We start from the raw sequence: 17,226 nt of genomic DNA, 5'->3' as shown, positions 1-17,226 counted from the left end.
CCACGAACACTGTCCCTGGATCGCTCGTCCGTCTGCGTCAATTCACCTTCAGCGGCTTGCCCGGCTCCTGGCCGCGCGCGCGCATGCGTTCCTGCTCGGCTTCGCGCGAGGCCGGCGGCCAGGCCACGCCCATCGCGACGATGCGGTCGCGGATTTCCAGCATCTTGCGCTGCGCCGGCGAGCCCTCCTGCTGGCGGCCGATCTGGAACTGCAGCTGGTTCGCGAACGAGACGCCGTTGATGTTGACGAAATCGGGCTTCGCGCCGTGCGCGAGCAGGTACTCGACCTGGTCGAGCTGCATCGTCGTCAGGCCCTGCATCAGCGCGGTATTGCCGAGCGAATCGCGCCGGTTGACGTCGGCGCCGCGCTCCACGAGCAGCTTGAGCGTGCCGAAAGTCGCCTCGCGCGTGGCCTTGAACAGGATCGGCGTGCTGCCTTCGATCGTGTCGGGACTGACGCCGCCGTCGAGCAGCGCCTTGACGTAGAGCGGGCTGGCCGCCTGCAAGGAGACGCCGAGCACGCTGCCGAGGTCCTCGACGCGCTGCAGCGGATCGGCGCCGGCCTTGACCAGCTGCGTGATGATCTGCAGCTGCGCCGGCTTCTCGCCGAACGCTTTCTGCAGGGCGAAGAACAGCACCGTCATGTCGTCGGCGCCGGGCTTGTTCAGGTCGACCGTGCGCGCGAGCGCGTCGACCTCCGCCGCGTCGCCGCGTTCGATGGCCTGCGCGAGCGTGAGCGTGGGACCGCTGAAGAACTGTTCTGCCGCTGGGGTTTTCATGCCTGCACTTTCCGAAGTCCACGGCGACAGGAGCGCCGCCACTGCCAAACACCACTGTCGCCAGGCGACCGACCAGCGCCGCATCGCTAGCCTCCGCCGGCGCCGCGGATGATGGCCTGATCCTCGTCCTTTTGTTTCTCGATCCCGTCGATCACCTGGTCCATGCCGTGCCGCGCGACCGGATTGCCGTGGCCTTCGAGCGGGAACATGTTGCCGACGGCATCGGGCATCATCGCGCTGACGCCCATCTTGATCAGGCCGCCGACGACGGCGCCGCCGATGCCGCCGAACAGCGCGCCGACGCCGGCCGCCGCGAGTGTGCCGAGCACGCCCTGCTGCTGCAGCCCGGTCAGCACTTCGCCGGCGACCTGGTAGCCGGTGATGTTCTCGCTGGCCGGCACGTGGTTCGTGCCGCCGTAGCGCGTGACCGTGTTCGGGTTCAGGCCCGCGGAGTTGAAGGTCCAGCCCGGCGCGCCGCTCGCGCGCGACGCGGCCGAGGCCATGCCGCCGCCGAGCGAGTGTCCGACGATGTCGACCGACGCGCCCGAATTGCCGACCGAGTTGCCGATGCCGACGGCGCGCTCGTAATACGGCGAATTCATGTTCAGGCCCTGGGCGAAGTTGTTCTTCCAGTCCGTCATACTCGACGGATTCGTGCCCTGGAACACGACCGACGGGCGCATGTCGCTGCCGAACACGGCCGGATCCGGCTCGTAGACGCCGGCGCGGAAGCTCGGCGTGCCGTCGATGCGCAGGTCTTCGGGCTTGAGGCCGTACTTGGCCAGCGCTTCCGGATCGTTGCTGATGTTCTTCCAGCCTTCCGGCGGTCCCTTGTCGGGGTTGTAGATGTCCTGCGCGAGCTTGGCCTTCTCGACGCCGACGTTGTTGCGTTCGAGCCGCTCGGCAGCCGCGCGCACCTTCGGATCGGAGCTCTGCTTGCCTTGCTCGATCAGGCGCTTGCGCTCTTCCCAGCGCTCCTTCTTCGTGAGGTTCCTGCCCGGCGGCTTGTTGAAGTTGCCGTTCATGTAGAACATTTCGCCGTTGCGCACGACCCAGCGCTGGCCGATGCGCGTGTCCGGCGAATGGGTCATGGCCCAGCAGTCGGCGCCGACCGTGTGGCTGACGACGCCCTTGTTCGTGCCGGCCTGATCGCCGATCGTGCGCGGCGCCTTGCTCGCGTCGAACACGAACGCGGGCTTCTTGTTCAGGCGCACCGACGTCACGACGTTCTTGGCATTGCCGAGATCGGACGTAACCGGATACGGCACGGGCGACGGCGAGCCCGGCGTGAAGCAGAAGTCCGGCGTCAGGAAGACGATGCGCCATTTGCCGTCTTTGCGCGCAGCGAGGTTGCTAGCCATGGGCGGCCTGTCCGGCAGGTTTCGTCATGAGGCTGGGCGGCAGCGGCACGAACTCGCGCACCGCCGGGTCGGGATTCATGCGCGCGGCCTTCTCGCGCTGCGCGTCGCGTTCGTCGGCGGCGATGTAGCGCAGCTGCACCTCGGCGATGTCGAGCTCCTCGGCCAGCGCGACGCGATAGGTGCAATGCACCTTGCGCGCATCCATGTCGACGACGATCGTGTCGAGGATCAGGTCGCGCGTGAGTCCGATGCCACGCTCCAGACCGACCAGCACGAACACGCTCTCGACCGGCACCGTGAAGTGCACGCCCTGCCCCGGCACGTCGCGCGCGGCGACGAGGTTCTGCGTCGCGATCGCCACGCTGCCGAGCGGCCTGGGATGCTCGAACTGCTGCGCCGGCGGCGCACCGTTCCAGAACTCCATGCGGAAATCGCGCGGCAGCAGCGGATGACGCTCGGCCTGCCAGGCCGCGTCGGCCGTACCGGCGTGGTCGATGCGGCCGCGCCAGCCGCGGCCGATGAAGCCGAAGCCGGCCGCGGGCGTTTCGTCGCTGATGCCTCCGAGCCGGTGCTCGTGGGATTCGATCTGCGGCGCCGGCAGGCGGTCGCCGCGGAACTGGCGCAGGAATTCCGGCGGATACCAGCCCATGCCGACGACGTTCGACGCCGCGGCGTAGTCCTGATTCTCGATGCGGTGCAGGCCGCCGCCGGCGTATTCGTAGCGCAGCGGCAGTGCCGCGATCGGCGCCGGATCGGTCAGGCTCCAGCCGGTCAGGCCGCGCTTCCAGTCGCGCGGGCCGCAGACCAGCAGGCTGCGCAGGCGTTCGTGGATGCGGATCGCGACGCCGAACGCCGGCGCCGGCTTGTCGCCGGGCGCGTACGCCGTGCCGTTGACGACGACGTCGAGGCGCGGCTTGTACGGAACGATGTCGCTTTCGAACCGCGTACTCGTGCGGTCCGGCTCGCCGTAGTGCTCGTCGGCCATGCACAGCGGCGCCTGCTCCTCGCAGAAGCGCAGGTTCGCCGCGCCGTCTTCCGGACGGATGAGGAGGTCGTAGCTCAGGTGCGCGGCGACTACGCTGAAGCCGGCGTCGTGCTGGTCGAGTGCATCGTAGAGCAGAGCCGGGAATGCCGTGTGATTGATCAGCTCCGCCATGGTCAGTTGATGTCGATCAGTTTGCCGTTCACGTCGACGTGCTTCTCGCCGATGACCTTGATCCGGTTGCCGCTGATCGTGACCGTGCCGTTCTTCTCCAGCACGATCATCGAATCGCCGCAGATCAGCGACAGCTTGTCGCCGGCCTCGTAGGTCGCCGTGTTGCCGGCGCTGAAGCTGATCGTCTTGCCGACCGTCACCGCGAGCTTCACGCCGACGTTGTGCATGTGCATGAGGCCGACGTTGCTCATCCAGCCCGCGCCGACGTTCAGCGCGTAGGCGCCGCCGATGTTCGTGACCTGGGCCAGGCCGACGTTGAGCATCGAGCCCATGCCGATGGTCTCGGACTTGTTCTGGCCGATGTTGACCTTGCGGTTCTTGCCGATGCTGACCGTCTCGTTCTGGCCGACGTCCTCGGTGCGGTTCTTCACGACCGAGATCGTCTCGTTCTGGTTGACGGTCTCGGTGCGGTTCTTGTGGATCGTGATCGTCTCGTGGCCGTCGACGGTCTCGGTGCGGTCCTTGTGGATCGTGATCGTCTCGTAGCCGTCGACGGTCTCGGTGCGGTCGTTGTGCACCGTGATCGTCTCGTTGTGATCGACGGTCTCGGTACGGTCGTGCTTGACGTGCACGGTCTCGTCATGGTCGATCGTCTTGGTCCGGTCGTGACCGACCCAGTGCGTCTCGTCGTTCTCGACCTCGATGTCCTGGTTCTTCTCCGCGTGCAGCCAGACCTGCTCCTCGCCCTTCTTGTCCTCGAACCGCAGCGCATTGGCGTTCTGCCAGTTCGCTCCCATCGAGCTGCGCGTCAGGAATCCCGACTGCGTCGCGTTGGCCGGCAGGCCCCACGGATGCGGGTTGTTCGTGTTGTACACGCGTCCCACGATGATCGGCTGGTCCGGATCGCCGTTGAGGTGATCCACCAGCACCTCCTGCCCGATGCGCGGAATGTGCACCCCGCCGAAGCCCGTGCCCGCCCACGGGTGCGACACCCGGATCCAGCACGAACTGTTCTCGTCCTTCTTGCCGTAGCGGTCCCAGTGGAACTGCACCTTCACCTGGCCGTGCTCGTTCGTGTAGATCTCCTGCCCCGCCGGTCCCGTCACCACGGCACTTTCCGGGCCCATCGTGTGCGGCTTGGGCGTCCGGCGTTCCGGCCGGTACGGCTGCTCGGTCGGATGGAACTCCGCGGCGATCGTCAGGTGATGCTCGCCCGAGTCCTCGTTGGCCTCGTAGTCGTTGTCGCTGAAGTCGTATTCCGTGCCGACGACCAGGTATTCCTTGTTGTAGTCGCCGACGACGTGCTTCTCCAGGGTCACCAGGCGCCCCGGCGCCAGGCCGCGCGCGCGGCCCTGGCCGTAGCTGCGCAGGTGGCTGGCCTGCAGCTCTTCCAGGCGTACGCGCGCATACGGGTCGCCTTCGCCCAGGGTCGGATAGCTGCCCGGGTAGTCGAAGATGTCGTAGCTCGCGTGCGGATGCCCGGCCGGCTGCGCGCGCAACGTCGTCAGGTCCGCGCTCGGCATCACGAAGTTGTAGTCGCGTGCCGAGTACTTGCCGCTCTGCACCTGCCCGCCCGCCGCCCAGCCGTGCAAATGATCCTTGTCCGGCACCGTGTGGTCGTGCGGATAGAACGGCACCTTCGCATAGCCCGGGTACGGACTGGCCAGGCCGATGTCGTCGGTCATCACCAGCGTGTGCTCGCCCGCCGCATGCTCGAACCAGTACCAGATGCCTTCGTGCTCCAGCAGCCGCTGCACGAAGTTCGCGTCCGTCTCGCGGTACTGCACGCAGTAGTTCCACTTGCGGTAGCTCTTGCTCAGCAGCCACTTCGTCTGGAACGGGTACATCGCCAGCACCTGCTTGACGATGTCCACCGTGCTCTGCTGCTGGAAGATCCGGTAGTCGCTGCGCCGCGTCGCATACCACAGCCACGGCTTCAACTGCGCCACGTACAGATGCTGCTTGCCGCGACGGCCTGCCGAACGGAACTGCACGCACTGGCCGTTCAGATATCGCCGCCCACCGCCTTCGACCTCGAAGTCCACCGTGATCGACTGGCCCAGCAGCGACGGCGCCCCGATCCCGCGCTCCTCGCTCTTCATCGTCAGCTGCAAATCGAACAGCTGCGACAGGCTCTCCTTCCCCTGCAGTGCATCGAACTTCAGCACTTCCGGGCCCAATGGCGTGGTCACGTTCAACGTGCGATTCATGGTGGTCCTTGCGCAAATCCAAGCGATGACACGGCGACGCAGCAGGCCGCCGGCCGATGCGGCTGCTGAGGCCGTCGGCATTCCCGAAACTGCCAGGTTTTGCGCGACTCCGTCGCGCATCGGCGGCGAGGAATGCGAGCGCCTCGCGAACCGAGCACCGCGCCACGCGGTGGCTTGAACCCAGGCTGTACCTTAGCGTTTGCGACGCGTCGACAAACAGCAACTGCATCACATTGACGCAAAGCGGAGGCCGATATCCAGTCCGGCCGCACGCGCATGGTCAATATTTTCACAGTGTCACTTCGCCACGATTGCAGCGCGATGGCAGAGCCCGTTAAGACAGCGTCAACCTGCTGTCATGGCGGCACCGATGGCGCCGGCCGATGCGTGTGACGGTGCGCACAGGACCGGCGAAACGTTCGCCGGCACAGGGGAGGAAATCATGCGCTCGTTCGTCGCGCGCGGCCTCGCGGCCGAACGTCACGCCGCCGCAGGATGCGGATGTCGCGTGCGGCACTCGGCAGAGGGCGTGAACGACATCGCCGCGTTTCCGATACGCGCCCGGCCAATCTCGATGAGGTATCCGTCGACGTGGCGACGCGCCGTTGCGCCGTTGCGCCGTTGCGCCGTTCGACGGCCGCGCGACGCGAGCGCGCAACGCGGACGGAAACGGCCCGCCGCGCTCAGCGCGTGTCCGGGTCCATGATTTCGCGCACGCCGTCGCGCCGGAACGGCTGCACGAGCTGGGCGAGAAATCCTTTCGCGATGCGGCCGTGGATGCCGATGTCCGCCGGCGGCCGCCGCGCCGGGTTGTAGTAGGTGCCGAACAGCTGGTCCCAGAGCACGAGGTTCTCGCCGTAGTTGCGATTGCCTTCGTCGAGGATCTTGGAGTGGTGCCAGCGATGCAGCGCCGGCGTCGAGAAGATCCAGTCCAGCGGCCCCGTGCGCAGCACGATGTTGCAGTGGGTCAGCAGGCCGGTCACCGCGGTCACCGCGCTGATCCAGAGGAACACCTGCAGCGGCGCGCCGAGCAGATACAGCGGCACCTGCCCGAGCAGCGCCTTGAAGCAGGTGTCGACGATATGGAAGCGGCCCGTGTTGACGACCCAGAGCCGGCGCACGCTGTGGTGCAGCGCGTGGAAGCGCCAGAACGACGGCCGCTCGTGCGCGATGCGATGCGCGGCGTAGAGGCCGAGCTCCGCGACGACGAGGCCGAGCACGACCTGCGCGAACAGCGGCCAGGCCGTCGGCCACCAGACCTGGGCCGGCGCGGTCACCGGCTGCACGACCGTGGCCGTGGCCATGCCGAGGGTCGCCGCCGCCGCGGCCGCGATCTGCACGAGCCCCTTCGTGAACACCGTATGCGCGAGATTCGCGCCGGTCTCGCCGTCGTCGGCCAGCCATTGCGGCTCGAACGGCATCCACCGCTCAAGCACGGCGATGACCGCGACGAGGCTCAGATACGTCACGTTGAACCAGAGCAGCGGCCGCGCGCTGGACAGCGCAAGCCCGGCGCCGAACAGGCCCGCGCCGTAGAGCACAGGCCACAACAGCCACGAGAGCCAGACCGACGCGCGACTAGATCCCATCGTTCGCCCCTTGCCCGGCCCCCACGCCGGCGTCCCGCGATGGTTCCGCGCCGCAGGCGAGGCGTCAACCGGCGCGAAGCGGAGGGCCGAGTCGCGGAAAGATCGATTCCCCTGAATGCCGCCACCCGGCGCGAATGCCTCCGGCAACCACGGTGCGACGGCCGCGCCGGCGGATCGACCGGCGGCGGTTCAGATCGGATGGACCACCGGCTCGCCGGAAAGCGCGCGCATCATCTGCTCCTCCGGGCTGCGCGCCGGCGGCCAGTCGAACGCGTCGACGTCCGTGAATTCGATGCCTTTGAAACCGCCGGCTTTCGCGCGGTCGCGGAAACGCTCGGAGCAGACGAGCGTGTCGATGTCCGCCGGCACGCCCGCCAGGCGAAACAGGTCGTCGGTCACGTCGGGCCGGACGTGGAGGCGACGGATGCGCGTATGCACCGGGCCGGCCTTCTCGAGCACCGAGCCTTCGCCGGCGACGCGGTCGAGCGGCAGCGGAACGAACGTGCAGACCCAATAGTCGAGCGCGGAGACTTTCTTTCCCTGCCGCGACAGCACGTCGATGCGCTTCGCATCCTCGATGCTCACGTGGAGCTGCCTGCAGGCCTCGATCAGCGCGTCGCTCGCGATGTAGAAGAACGGGATCCTGCTCCTGATCGCGAACGCGTACTTCGGGTCCTTGGTCACGAAGCAGAGCGTGTCCGGAAACGGCTGGTGCGGAAGCCCGCGCGCCGGGTTCGCGTACCACGGCTGCAGGCCGTAGTTCGCCTTGTGCGCGTCCGGGTCGAAGCCGTCGACGAGGACGCCGTTCAACATTCCGAGCGGACAGCCCACATCCTGCTTCTGCGTCAACACGTAGAACTTCATCGACCGTTCCTAGAAGAGTCTCACCGGCACCGTGCCTTTCGCCGACAGCATGCCACGCATCGACTGCTGCAGAGCGCCGATCCTTCCCCGTGCCTGCGCGGCGTCGATGGCGCCGGAACGGAACTCGGCTTCGATGTCGGTGACCGCCTTGTTCACCATCGGCGAGTACATCACGCCGTGCGAGCCGCAGTGGTAGAACTTGCGCTTCATCTGCTTGGCTTTCTTGGCGCTGGCCGGCATCAGCAATCCGTTCTCCTTCTTGTCCCGCTGCCCGCCCATGCCGATGTCGTCGAAGAACGCCTGGTGGTCGCCCCAGATCTCTTCCGGTATCAGATGGTGCGCCTGCTTGCCGTCGCCGACCGTGCCGCCGAGATTGCGGTCCAAGGTGGAGCTGCAAAGTCCGCTCGGATCGATCCACTGCGTCGGGTTCGGCGCGTAGAGGTAGGGGTTCATGCCGCCGGCGAGGCCGACCGGATCCTGCGAGACGAAACGGCCGCAGTCGGGATCGTAGTATCGGTAGCGGTTGTAGTGCAGGCCGGTTTCCGCGTCGAAATACTGCCCCTGGAAGCGCAGGTTCTGGGAAACCGGATCGGCCTGCTCCAGCCATTGCTCCTCCACGGCGTTGCCGGCGCCGCCGAACGCGCGGCGCGGCGGCGTCGCGATCTCTGCAGCGGCGCCCCAGGCGCGATAGCTCGCCGCCCAGACCAGATGCCCGTCCGCATCGGTCAGCTCGCGCGGCGTGCCCAGGTGATCGGCATGGACGTGAAAGATCTCGAACGGCGGCGGCGGCGCCGACGCCTCGTCGACGATGCCCAGTTGCGACTGCAGCTTGCCGCGCCGGCGCTCGACGGCGGCCCATTGCTCCGGATAGAGATCCTTGAGACTGAGCAGGTCGTGCGGCAGCGGCGACGGATCGGCCGGTTGCGCCGGTGACACCGCGCTGCGCACGAGGGCCAGCGGCACGAACGTGCCGGGCTCGTACAGGTGCAGGGTACGCCGGCCGTCGCGATCCTCGAGCAGCAGCCGGTTGTCGTCCCAGGTGTAGTGCGTCGCGTCGGCACTCTGCCGCGACTGCCGCAGACGCGCCGCCGCGCGCTTGCGCCGGGCCTTCGCATCGCCCGTGGACGAGGCGACGTCCGTCGGCGGATCGGCCGGCAGCCGGTACTTGGCGATGCGCCGGCCGAACGGATCGTAGTCGTAGCCCCACTGCTCGACGCCGCGAGCCGTCCGTATCCGGACCTTGCGCAGGCGATGCTCGGCGTTCCACTCGAACGCGCGAACCTCCTGGGCACCGGAGCGCTTTTCCACGCAGTTGCCCCAGCGGTCGTAGCGATAGCGATGCTGCTGGAACACCGCGAGCCGATTGGTTCCGGCGGCAGGCCATTGGCCCGGATCGGCGGCGAACCGGTCCGGCATACGCAGCGGATTGAAATCCTCGCGGCCGATGTTCGCCTCGACGTAGTCCTGCCATTCGGCGTCGGTCCACTGGCGGCGCATGGCGGCCTGCACGTCGTCGCCCGCGCCCGTCCCGTCGAGCAGGTTGCCGGCCGGATCGAACGCGAAGAGCTCGCGGCCGGAACGGCCGGCCGCCGCCAGCAGCCGGCGCGTGGGATCGTACCGATAGCTCGTGCGTCCGATACGCGCGTCGTCGACCGTCAGCAGCTGGCCGAGACTGTCGTAGCGGTACTGGCGCGCGATCCGCGGCTCGGCGGCCGGACGATCCGGCGCGGCCGAGCGCACGGTCTGCTGCACGATGCGGCCGACCGCGTCGCGCTCGAAAAAGGTCTGCAGCGCGCCCTGCTGCCGCACCGTTTCGCGATGGAGCGCATCGCGCTCGAACCGGCTGACGACGGTGTCGTCGAGACTGATGCGGTCGACGTGGCCCGAGCCGTACAGGTGATGCCGCAGGACGCGTCCGTCGGGCAAGGTGGTCTGATAGCAGTTGCCGAGCCCGTCGTAGACGTGTTCGAGCGTGGCGGCCGCGGCGCCGCGCGTCCGTGTGATCTGGCGCGCAAGGAGGCCCGTCGGCGTGTAGTGCAGCGCGACGCTGGACTCGCGGTTTCGCGCGCCGATCAGCCGTCCGGCAATGTTGTACGTGTATCGGTTGTGGCAAATGTCTTCCCGGCCGGCCGCGCCCGGGACGCTGCTGATCTTGTCGGTGAGGCGGCCGGCCGCGTCGCGCTGGAAGCGCACGCGGATCAGGCCCTCCTGGCCGGGCGCCATCCACGGCTGGCCGTCGGGAACGCCGTCCGCACTTTCGACGAGCTCGCCGGCGAGGTTGTAGCGATAGTCGATGCGGCGGCCGTCGAATCCGCGCTCGGCGACGAGGCGGCCGACGGCGTCCCAGGCGAAGTTCGCCGTCGCGCCGTTCTCGTTGACCAACGCGGTCAGCCGGCCGTGCACGTCGTACCGATAGCGCTGCGTGCGGCCCGCGGCGTCCTCGCGCGTCAACGGCCTGCCGTCGGGCGCGAGCGCGTAGCGCGTCGCGTGGCCGGCGGCGTCGACGTGGGCGACGAGACGGCCGAGCGCATCGTGGCCGAAGCGCTCGGTGGCGCCGTCGGCCGTGGTGATCGCGACCACGCGGTCCTGCCGGTTGATCCGCCGGTACTGGTAGTGCGTCGTTCCGCCGAGCGGATCGATGCTCCGGACCACGTTGCCGGCCGCGTCGTAGTCGTGGCGGGTCGACTGGCCGAGGCAGTCGCGCCGTTCGACGAGGCGGCCGCTGCGGTCGTAGCTCAGGACGTTCTCGCCGCCGCGTGCGTCGATGATGCGTACCGGACGGCCCTGGCCGTCGAGCGCATAGCGCGTCACGGCGCCGCCTTCGTCGCGCGCCTCGATGAGATTGCCGCGGTCGTCGTAGCGGAACTCGGCGGTCTGGCCCAGCGGGTCGGTGACCGCGACGGGACTGCGATGGCCGTCCTCGTAGCGGAACAGGTAGGTGCCGCCGTCAGGCTGCGCGATGCGCAGCAGACGTCCCTGCTGATCGTAGGTATAGCGCGTGGTCCGCCCGAGCGGGTCGGTAATGCCGAGCAGGTTGCCGTGGATGTCGCGCGCATAGCGCCACTCGGCACCGTCGGGTGTCGTCAGCCCCGTGAAATAGTTTCTGTCGTCGTAACGGTAGGCGGTGACCCGGCCGCTCGCGTCCGTGACGCGATTGACCCGGTCGAGCGGATCGTAGTCGAAGCGCAGGTGCTCGCCGGTGGACAGGATGTTGGCGAGCACGCGCCCCTGCGGCGTGAGGCTGTCCCACTCGTAGCGCGACACGAGACCGCCCGGCACGGCGTGCTCGACGAGCATGTGATTGGACCAGGCGAACTTACGCACGACCTGATCGTTGTCGTCGACGACGGCGACGAGATCGCCCTCCTCGCTGTAGCGATACTCGATCAGCGGCCGGGACGACGGGAAGCGTCCCTGTTCGTCCGCATCGCCGAGCAGTTCGCTGACGCGACGCAGCCGCGCGCGCTGTCCGGGTCCGCACGCCGGATCGAAATGAAAGCCGACGTGCCGTCCGTCGCTGGTTTCCATGACGTGCGGCAGGTCGTCGTGGACGTAGTGGACGCGGATCCAACCGCCGTTCGGATCCACCACGCCGAGCAGCACCAGCGACTGCGCCTGCGGCGGGCGGCGATCGGGAGCCGCCGGTGCGGCGGCCGGGATGTCGCCGGCGAGCCGGCCCGACCGGTGCAGCGTCTCCAGGGCCTGGTCGAACTGCGCCGCTTCCGCGCGTTCGGCCGAGTCCCGCCCGGCCGCTTCCCGGAAGTCGCGCGGGCACAGCCCGAAGACGAGCCGCGTTCCGTCCGGTGTCGTCAGGTCGCAGCGATTCCGTTCGGAACGGTGCAGCCGGATGTGTTCGTAGCGCGAGAAGAACGTGTCGCCTACGCTCAGCATCGGGAACGCGACGCGCCGCCCCTGCGCCTCGACGAAGACGAGCGCGTCGTCCTCCACGTCGATGCGGAAATCGAACGGCACGGTCCATCCGTGACCGAGATAGCTTTCGTACGCGTTGCTGGACGCATAGTTGCGCTGCCAGACCAGCGGCAGCGGCGAATCGATCACGAAGTCCAGCTCGTCGTCGCCGCCGAGAATCTTGCAGCCGAAGATGGTGTTGACCGGCGTGCCGGTCGACGGGCATTCGAGACAGGGCCTGTCCGCATCGCCGTCCTTGTCTTTCTTGACCGCGTCCTTGTCCGGCGGCTTCTCCGGCGTGTGATCCTTCTTCGGCGCCGGGTGCGGCTTCTTGTCCGGCCCGGCGTCGGGCTTGCGCCGTGCGCGGCGCAGCAGGTCGCCGATCTTGTCGGTCAGCTTGCCGATGCGCGGCCCGGCCTTGGCCACCAGCGAACCAAGGCGCGTGGCGGCGGACGCCGCGCCCTTGCTGATGAACACGTCGACGGCCGCGGCCGCGGCCGCTTCGGCCACGACGACCTTCGCCGTGCCGTAGACCTCGCCCATCTGTGACGCGATCGGACGCGGATCGGCCAGCATCGCGGCCATCATGTCGCGCGCGCTGCACTGGAGATCGCCGAACATCTCGCGCAGCCAGTCCATGAAGGCCTGGGTGAGCTCCTCCATGTCCAGGTTGCGCAACGTGTCGATCGCTTCGCGGCCCCACTCGTAGGCGGCGACGGCGCCGTCCTTGATGTCGGACAGGATCTGTCCGCTGGACACGTAGTCGGCCGCGCTCGCGATGTCGCGCGCGGCGCCGCCGTCCATGACGTACTCGATGCCCTGGGACGTCTTGTCGACGGCCCAGTCGTAGGCCTTTCCCAGTCCGTCGAGGAACGAGCTGCCCTGGGACTTCAGCAGGTCCAGAGCCGCCTTGTCGCTGGCATTGCTGAAGTTGCGCAGGAATCCGATCGGGTCCGACTTGAACTCCGCGGCCATCTTCTCGGCCAACGCGCGCAGCAGCGCTTCCATTTCGGCGCTGCAGTCGGCGTTGGGTCCCGACAGCACGCCGCAGTTGATCGCGGCCGGTACCGGCGGCGCATTGGTCGAGATGATGGTGCCCATGTGGCCATGGGCGGTCGCGAAGCTGATCTCCACTTTGTTGTCGAGCAGACACTCGGCGGGGATGAACAGCTTGTCGCCGGTGGCGTTCGGCGCCATCGACGTGAGCAGGAACAGCGGCGCCGAGTTGCCGTAAGTTCTCGTCGCCGTGTTGATGGCCCGGCTGAAGTCGACGGCCGCGAGCGTCGGCACCGCGCGCTTGCCGAACGGCGTCGCGGCCAGGGACGGCGAGGCGACGGCGGCGAAATGCCTGGCGATCTTCTCCGCCTTGAGTGCGTCACCCATGGCGCACCTCGCCCGACAGGGGCTTGTACGGCGCGCAGTGGACGCGGATGGACTCCAGCGCCGCATCGAACGCCACGATGCGGTGGTAGCGCAGAACCAGATGCCGGCGGTCGAGATCCACCGACACGGTGTCGAGATTCATGCGCCGGGATTCGCGAGGCCGTCCGGCGATGTCGCAGACGAGCGCGGGATCGAACGGCGGCAGCTCGAGCGTCAGGGGATTCCCGGGACGCAGGCCGACGAGCGAGATCGTGTCGCCGGCGCGCAGGTAGTCGTCGCTGCGCTGGTCCTCCGGCGCCGTTTGCCAGTACCGCATGTCCATGTCCAGCGGAATGTCGGGCTTGACGTCGGCTTCCCAGGCGCTGTCGTAGGTGCCTGCGTATTTCAGGCGCTCGGGAAAGAAGCCCGGCAGCGGGCCGAGTCCGCCGACCGCGGCATCGCGGCCGAACGCGACGACGGGACTGTCCCAGGCTTCGATCTGCGGCGCGCGGTAGGTGCGCGACGTGTCGGGCCGATGGCGGCCGACGTAGCCGCAGCCCAGCGGGTTGGCAGGATGGAACTCGCCGTCGGCGTATTCCTCCTTGTCCTCGACGACGCCGCCGTACGCGTTTTCGTAGGACAGGGACACCTGCTCGCAGGGCTCGGGCTCCGACAGGGTCCAGCCCGACATCAATCCGTGCCGCCACCGGCGCGGCCCGTGGAAGCGCAGCCGCTTCTCGCGGGTTCCGACGATCAGTGCGCCGGCCCAGCTGCGTGCCGGACGACCGTCGGGCGGGCGAACGCTGCCGACGACGAGCACGTCCGTGGTCGGCTTGAACGGAATCAGCTCGCTCGCGACGAGCAGGCCCGAACGGTTTTCCCGCGCGCGCCACAGATCGTTGCGCACCCAGTCCGGCTGCTTCGCCACCGAATGGAGCCGGCCTTCGTCGTCCCACTGCAGGGTGACTTTCGCCGAAACGCAGTGATAGCGATTGCCGTGATAGAAACGATGTTCGACGCCCTGCACGGGATACAGGGAATTGCTGACGACCGTGGTCACAGGCGCTTCCTCAGTTCAGGTCGATTTTCTTGCCGTCGAGATCGACGAGCTCGTCGCCCTTCACCTGAACCCTGACGCCCTCCAGCGTGATGTTGCCGTTCTCCTCCAGCACCAGCTTCGACTTTCCGATCTGCAGCAGGATGCTCTTGTCGTCCATGACGATCGTGCTCTTGCCGCCGGCCGTCAATGTGTAGACCGTGCCGACCGTCGCCGTGTGGCTCTTGCCGACCGTGTCGGTGCGGTTCATGCCGACGACGCTCGTCATCATCATGCCGACGTTGCGCATGTAGCCGAGGCCGACGTTGGTCATCTTGCCGAGGCCGACGTTCTGCATCGAGGCCATGCCGATCGTCTCGGTCTTGAACTTGCCGACCTTGATCGACCAGCTCTTGCCGATCTTGTCGGTCTCGTTCTTGCCCACCTTCTTGGTGCGGTTGGAACCGACCTTGACCGACTCGTTCTTGCCGACGCTGCGCGTGCGGTTGTCGCCGACGTCGTGGATCTGGTTGTTGCCGATCTTCACCGACTCGTTCTTGCCGACGTCCTCGGCGCGGTTGTCGCCGATGCTGATGGTCTCGTTGTGGTCGACCCGTTCCCTGCGGTCGTTGTGCACCGTGATCGTCTCGTTGTGATCGACGGTCTCGGTACGGTCGTGCTTGACGTGCACGGTCTCGTCATGGTCGATCGTCTTGGTCCGGTCGTGACCGACCCAGTGCGTCTCGTCGTTCTCGACCTCGATGTCCTGGTTCTTCTCCGCGTGCAGCCAGACCTGCTCCTCGCCCTTCTTGTCCTCGAACCGCAGCGCATTGGCGTTCTGCCAGTTCGCTCCCATCGAGCTGCGCGTCAGGAATCCCGACTGCGTCGCGTTGGCCGGCAGGCCCCACGGATGCGGGTTGTTCGTGTTGTACACGCGTCCCACGATGATCGGCTGGTCCGGATCGCCGTTGAGGTGATCCACCAGCACCTCCTGCCCGATGCGCGGAATGTGCACCCCGCCGAAGCCCGTGCCCGCCCACGGGTGCGACACCCGGATCCAGCACGAACTGTTCTCGTCCTTCTTGCCGTAGCGGTCCCAGTGGAACTGCACCTTCACCTGGCCGTGCTCGTTCGTGTAGATCTCCTGCCCCGCCGGTCCCGTCACCACGGCACTTTCCGGGCCCATCGTGTGCGGCTTGGGCGTCCGGCGTTCCGGCCGGTACGGCTGCTCGGTCGGATGGAACTCCGCGGCGATCGTCAGGTGATGCTCGCCCGAGTCCTCGTTGGCCTCGTAGTCGTTGTCGCTGAAGTCGTATTCCGTGCCGACGACCAGGTATTCCTTGTTGTAGTCGCCGACGACGTGCTTCTCCAGGGTCACCAGGCGCCCCGGCGCCAGGCCGCGCGCGCGGCCCTGGCCGTAGCTGCGCAGGTGGCTGGCCTGCAGCTCTTCCAGGCGTACGCGCGCATACGGGTCGCCTTCGCCCAGGGTCGGATAGCTGCCCGGGTAGTCGAAGATGTCGTAGCTCGCGTGCGGATGCCCGGCCGGCTGCGCGCGCAACGTCGTCAGGTCCGCGCTCGGCATCACGAAGTTGTAGTCGCGTGCCGAGTACTTGCCGCTCTGCACCTGCCCGCCCGCCGCCCAGCCGTGCAAATGATCCTTGTCCGGCACCGTGTGGTCGTGCGGATAGAACGGCACCTTCGCATAGCCCGGGTACGGACTGGCCAGGCCGATGTCGTCGGTCATCACCAGCGTGTGCTCGCCCGCCGCATGCTCGAACCAGTACCAGATGCCTTCGTGCTCCAGCAGCCGCTGCACGAAGTTCGCGTCCGTCTCGCGGTACTGCACGCAGTAGTTCCACTTGCGGTAGCTCTTGCTCAGCAGCCACTTCGTCTGGAACGGGTACATCGCCAGCACCTGCTTGACGATGTCCACCGTGCTCTGCTGCTGGAAGATCCGGTAGTCGCTGCGCCGCGTCGCATACCACAGCCACGGCTTCAACTGCGCCACGTACAGATGCTGCTTGCCGCGACGGCCTGCCGAACGGAACTGCACGCACTGGCCGTTCAGATATCGCCGCCCACCGCCTTCGACCTCGAAGTCCACCGTGATCGACTGGCCCAGCAGCGACGGCGCCCCGATCCCGCGCTCCTCGCTCTTCATCGTCAGCTGCAAATCGAACAGCTGCGACAGGCTCTCCTTCCCCTGCAGTGCATCGAACTTCAGCACTTCCGGGCCCAATGGCGTGGTCACGTTCAACGTGCGATTCATGGCTCCCCCCCGGGAGATAATCCGGACAGACGGTACGGCAGCGGCGGCCGTTGCAGCCGCCGCCTTCGTCACCGCCGACATGCGTCTACGCGTTCAATGCGCTTCCGCGGCGCCGACCTGCAGACTCTGTGCGCGCAATGCCTCGCGCAGCGAGACGGGTACGACATCCATTCGAACCTCCTGCAGCGCGGCCTGCAGCGCGGGCTTGCCGCCCCAGGCCGCGACGTAGCGCTTCACCGCATCGGCGAGCAGCGGCTCGAGCTCCGCGGCCGGCACGAGCGCGTCCTTGTCGAACAGCAGATCGGGCACGCCGAGCACCGTGACCTTGTCGCCGTTCTGGCGCAGCACGGCGCCGAAATCCGCTTCGATCGACGACGACGGATGCGCGGGATCGTCGGATTCCACGCGCAGGAAGCCGGAAACGACGTAGAGCGTGCCGGCCGGCGATTCGCTGCGCGCGTAGATCCATTGCGGCAGGTCGCCGAGCTCGGCCCTGCGCGCGAGCGCGGCAGGCAGGCGCTCGAAACGGATCTTCGCCGTGTCGTAGCCGATGCCGAACAGCGGATCGCTCATCTGCGCCGGCACGACCGCGTCCCTGGCCGGCCTGGCGCTGGTGCCGTCGGCCGCCGTGACCGCGGCGCAGCCGGCCAGCGCGAACACCGCGAGCAGCAGCGCCGCGGCGCGGCGCAGCC

The 17,226-nt window shown here is 67.7% G+C and carries 9 protein-coding genes and 1 pseudogene; all 10 read right to left on the bottom strand.

Annotated features, from left to right (window positions below):
* Positions 1-37 precede the first annotated feature (37 nt).
* On the bottom strand, positions 38-778 hold the full coding sequence (locus NON22_RS02390; RefSeq protein ID WP_257385296.1) for an ankyrin repeat domain-containing protein: 741 nt from the start codon (positions 776-778) through the stop codon (positions 38-40).
* Positions 779-864: 86 nt separating this feature from the next.
* Positions 865-2,139: a Tle-like phospholipase domain-containing protein gene (locus NON22_RS02385; protein WP_257385295.1), complete on the bottom strand. Its 1,275-nt coding sequence runs from the start codon at positions 2,137-2,139 to the stop codon at positions 865-867.
* Positions 2,132-3,295, bottom strand: a complete 1,164-nt coding sequence (locus tag NON22_RS02380) for a DUF2169 family type VI secretion system accessory protein (protein ID WP_257385294.1) — start codon at positions 3,293-3,295, stop codon at positions 2,132-2,134. Before NON22_RS02380 ends, NON22_RS02385 begins: the two co-directional genes overlap by 8 nt.
* 2 nt (positions 3,296-3,297) lie before the next feature.
* Entirely contained in the window at positions 3,298-5,505 is a 2,208-nt protein-coding gene (locus tag NON22_RS02375; protein WP_257385293.1) for a type VI secretion system Vgr family protein, read from the bottom strand.
* A gap of 683 nt (positions 5,506-6,188) precedes the next feature.
* Entirely contained in the window at positions 6,189-7,094 is a 906-nt protein-coding gene (gene olsE, locus NON22_RS02370; RefSeq protein WP_257385292.1) for an ornithine lipid hydroxylase OlsE, read from the bottom strand.
* Positions 7,095-7,283: 189 nt separating this feature from the next.
* Positions 7,284-7,958: a hypothetical protein gene (locus NON22_RS02365; RefSeq protein ID WP_257385291.1), complete on the bottom strand. Its 675-nt coding sequence runs from the start codon at positions 7,956-7,958 to the stop codon at positions 7,284-7,286.
* A 9-nt stretch (positions 7,959-7,967) separates the two neighbouring features.
* The gene (locus NON22_RS02360) at positions 7,968-13,250 is read right to left on the bottom strand and encodes an RHS repeat-associated core domain-containing protein (RefSeq protein WP_257385290.1); all 5,283 of its coding nucleotides are present in this window, start codon (positions 13,248-13,250) and stop codon (positions 7,968-7,970) included.
* On the bottom strand, positions 13,243-14,289 hold the full coding sequence (locus tag NON22_RS02355; RefSeq protein WP_257385289.1) for a DUF2169 family type VI secretion system accessory protein: 1,047 nt from the start codon (positions 14,287-14,289) through the stop codon (positions 13,243-13,245). The genes NON22_RS02360 and NON22_RS02355 overlap by 8 nt, the downstream gene beginning before the upstream one ends.
* Before the next feature lie 10 nt (positions 14,290-14,299).
* On the bottom strand, positions 14,300-16,534 hold the full coding sequence (locus NON22_RS02350; RefSeq protein ID WP_257385288.1) for a type VI secretion system Vgr family protein: 2,235 nt from the start codon (positions 16,532-16,534) through the stop codon (positions 14,300-14,302).
* 93 nt (positions 16,535-16,627) lie between these two features.
* Positions 16,628-17,226 (bottom strand): annotated as a pseudogene (locus tag NON22_RS02345) (hypothetical protein); the annotation flags it as partial.

Source organism: Tahibacter caeni, from assembly GCF_024609805.1.
GTDB lineage: Bacteria > Pseudomonadota > Gammaproteobacteria > Xanthomonadales > Rhodanobacteraceae > Tahibacter > Tahibacter caeni.
The sequence above is the reverse complement of the archived record's forward strand: the minus strand, read 5'-3'. Positions and strand labels throughout refer to the sequence as shown.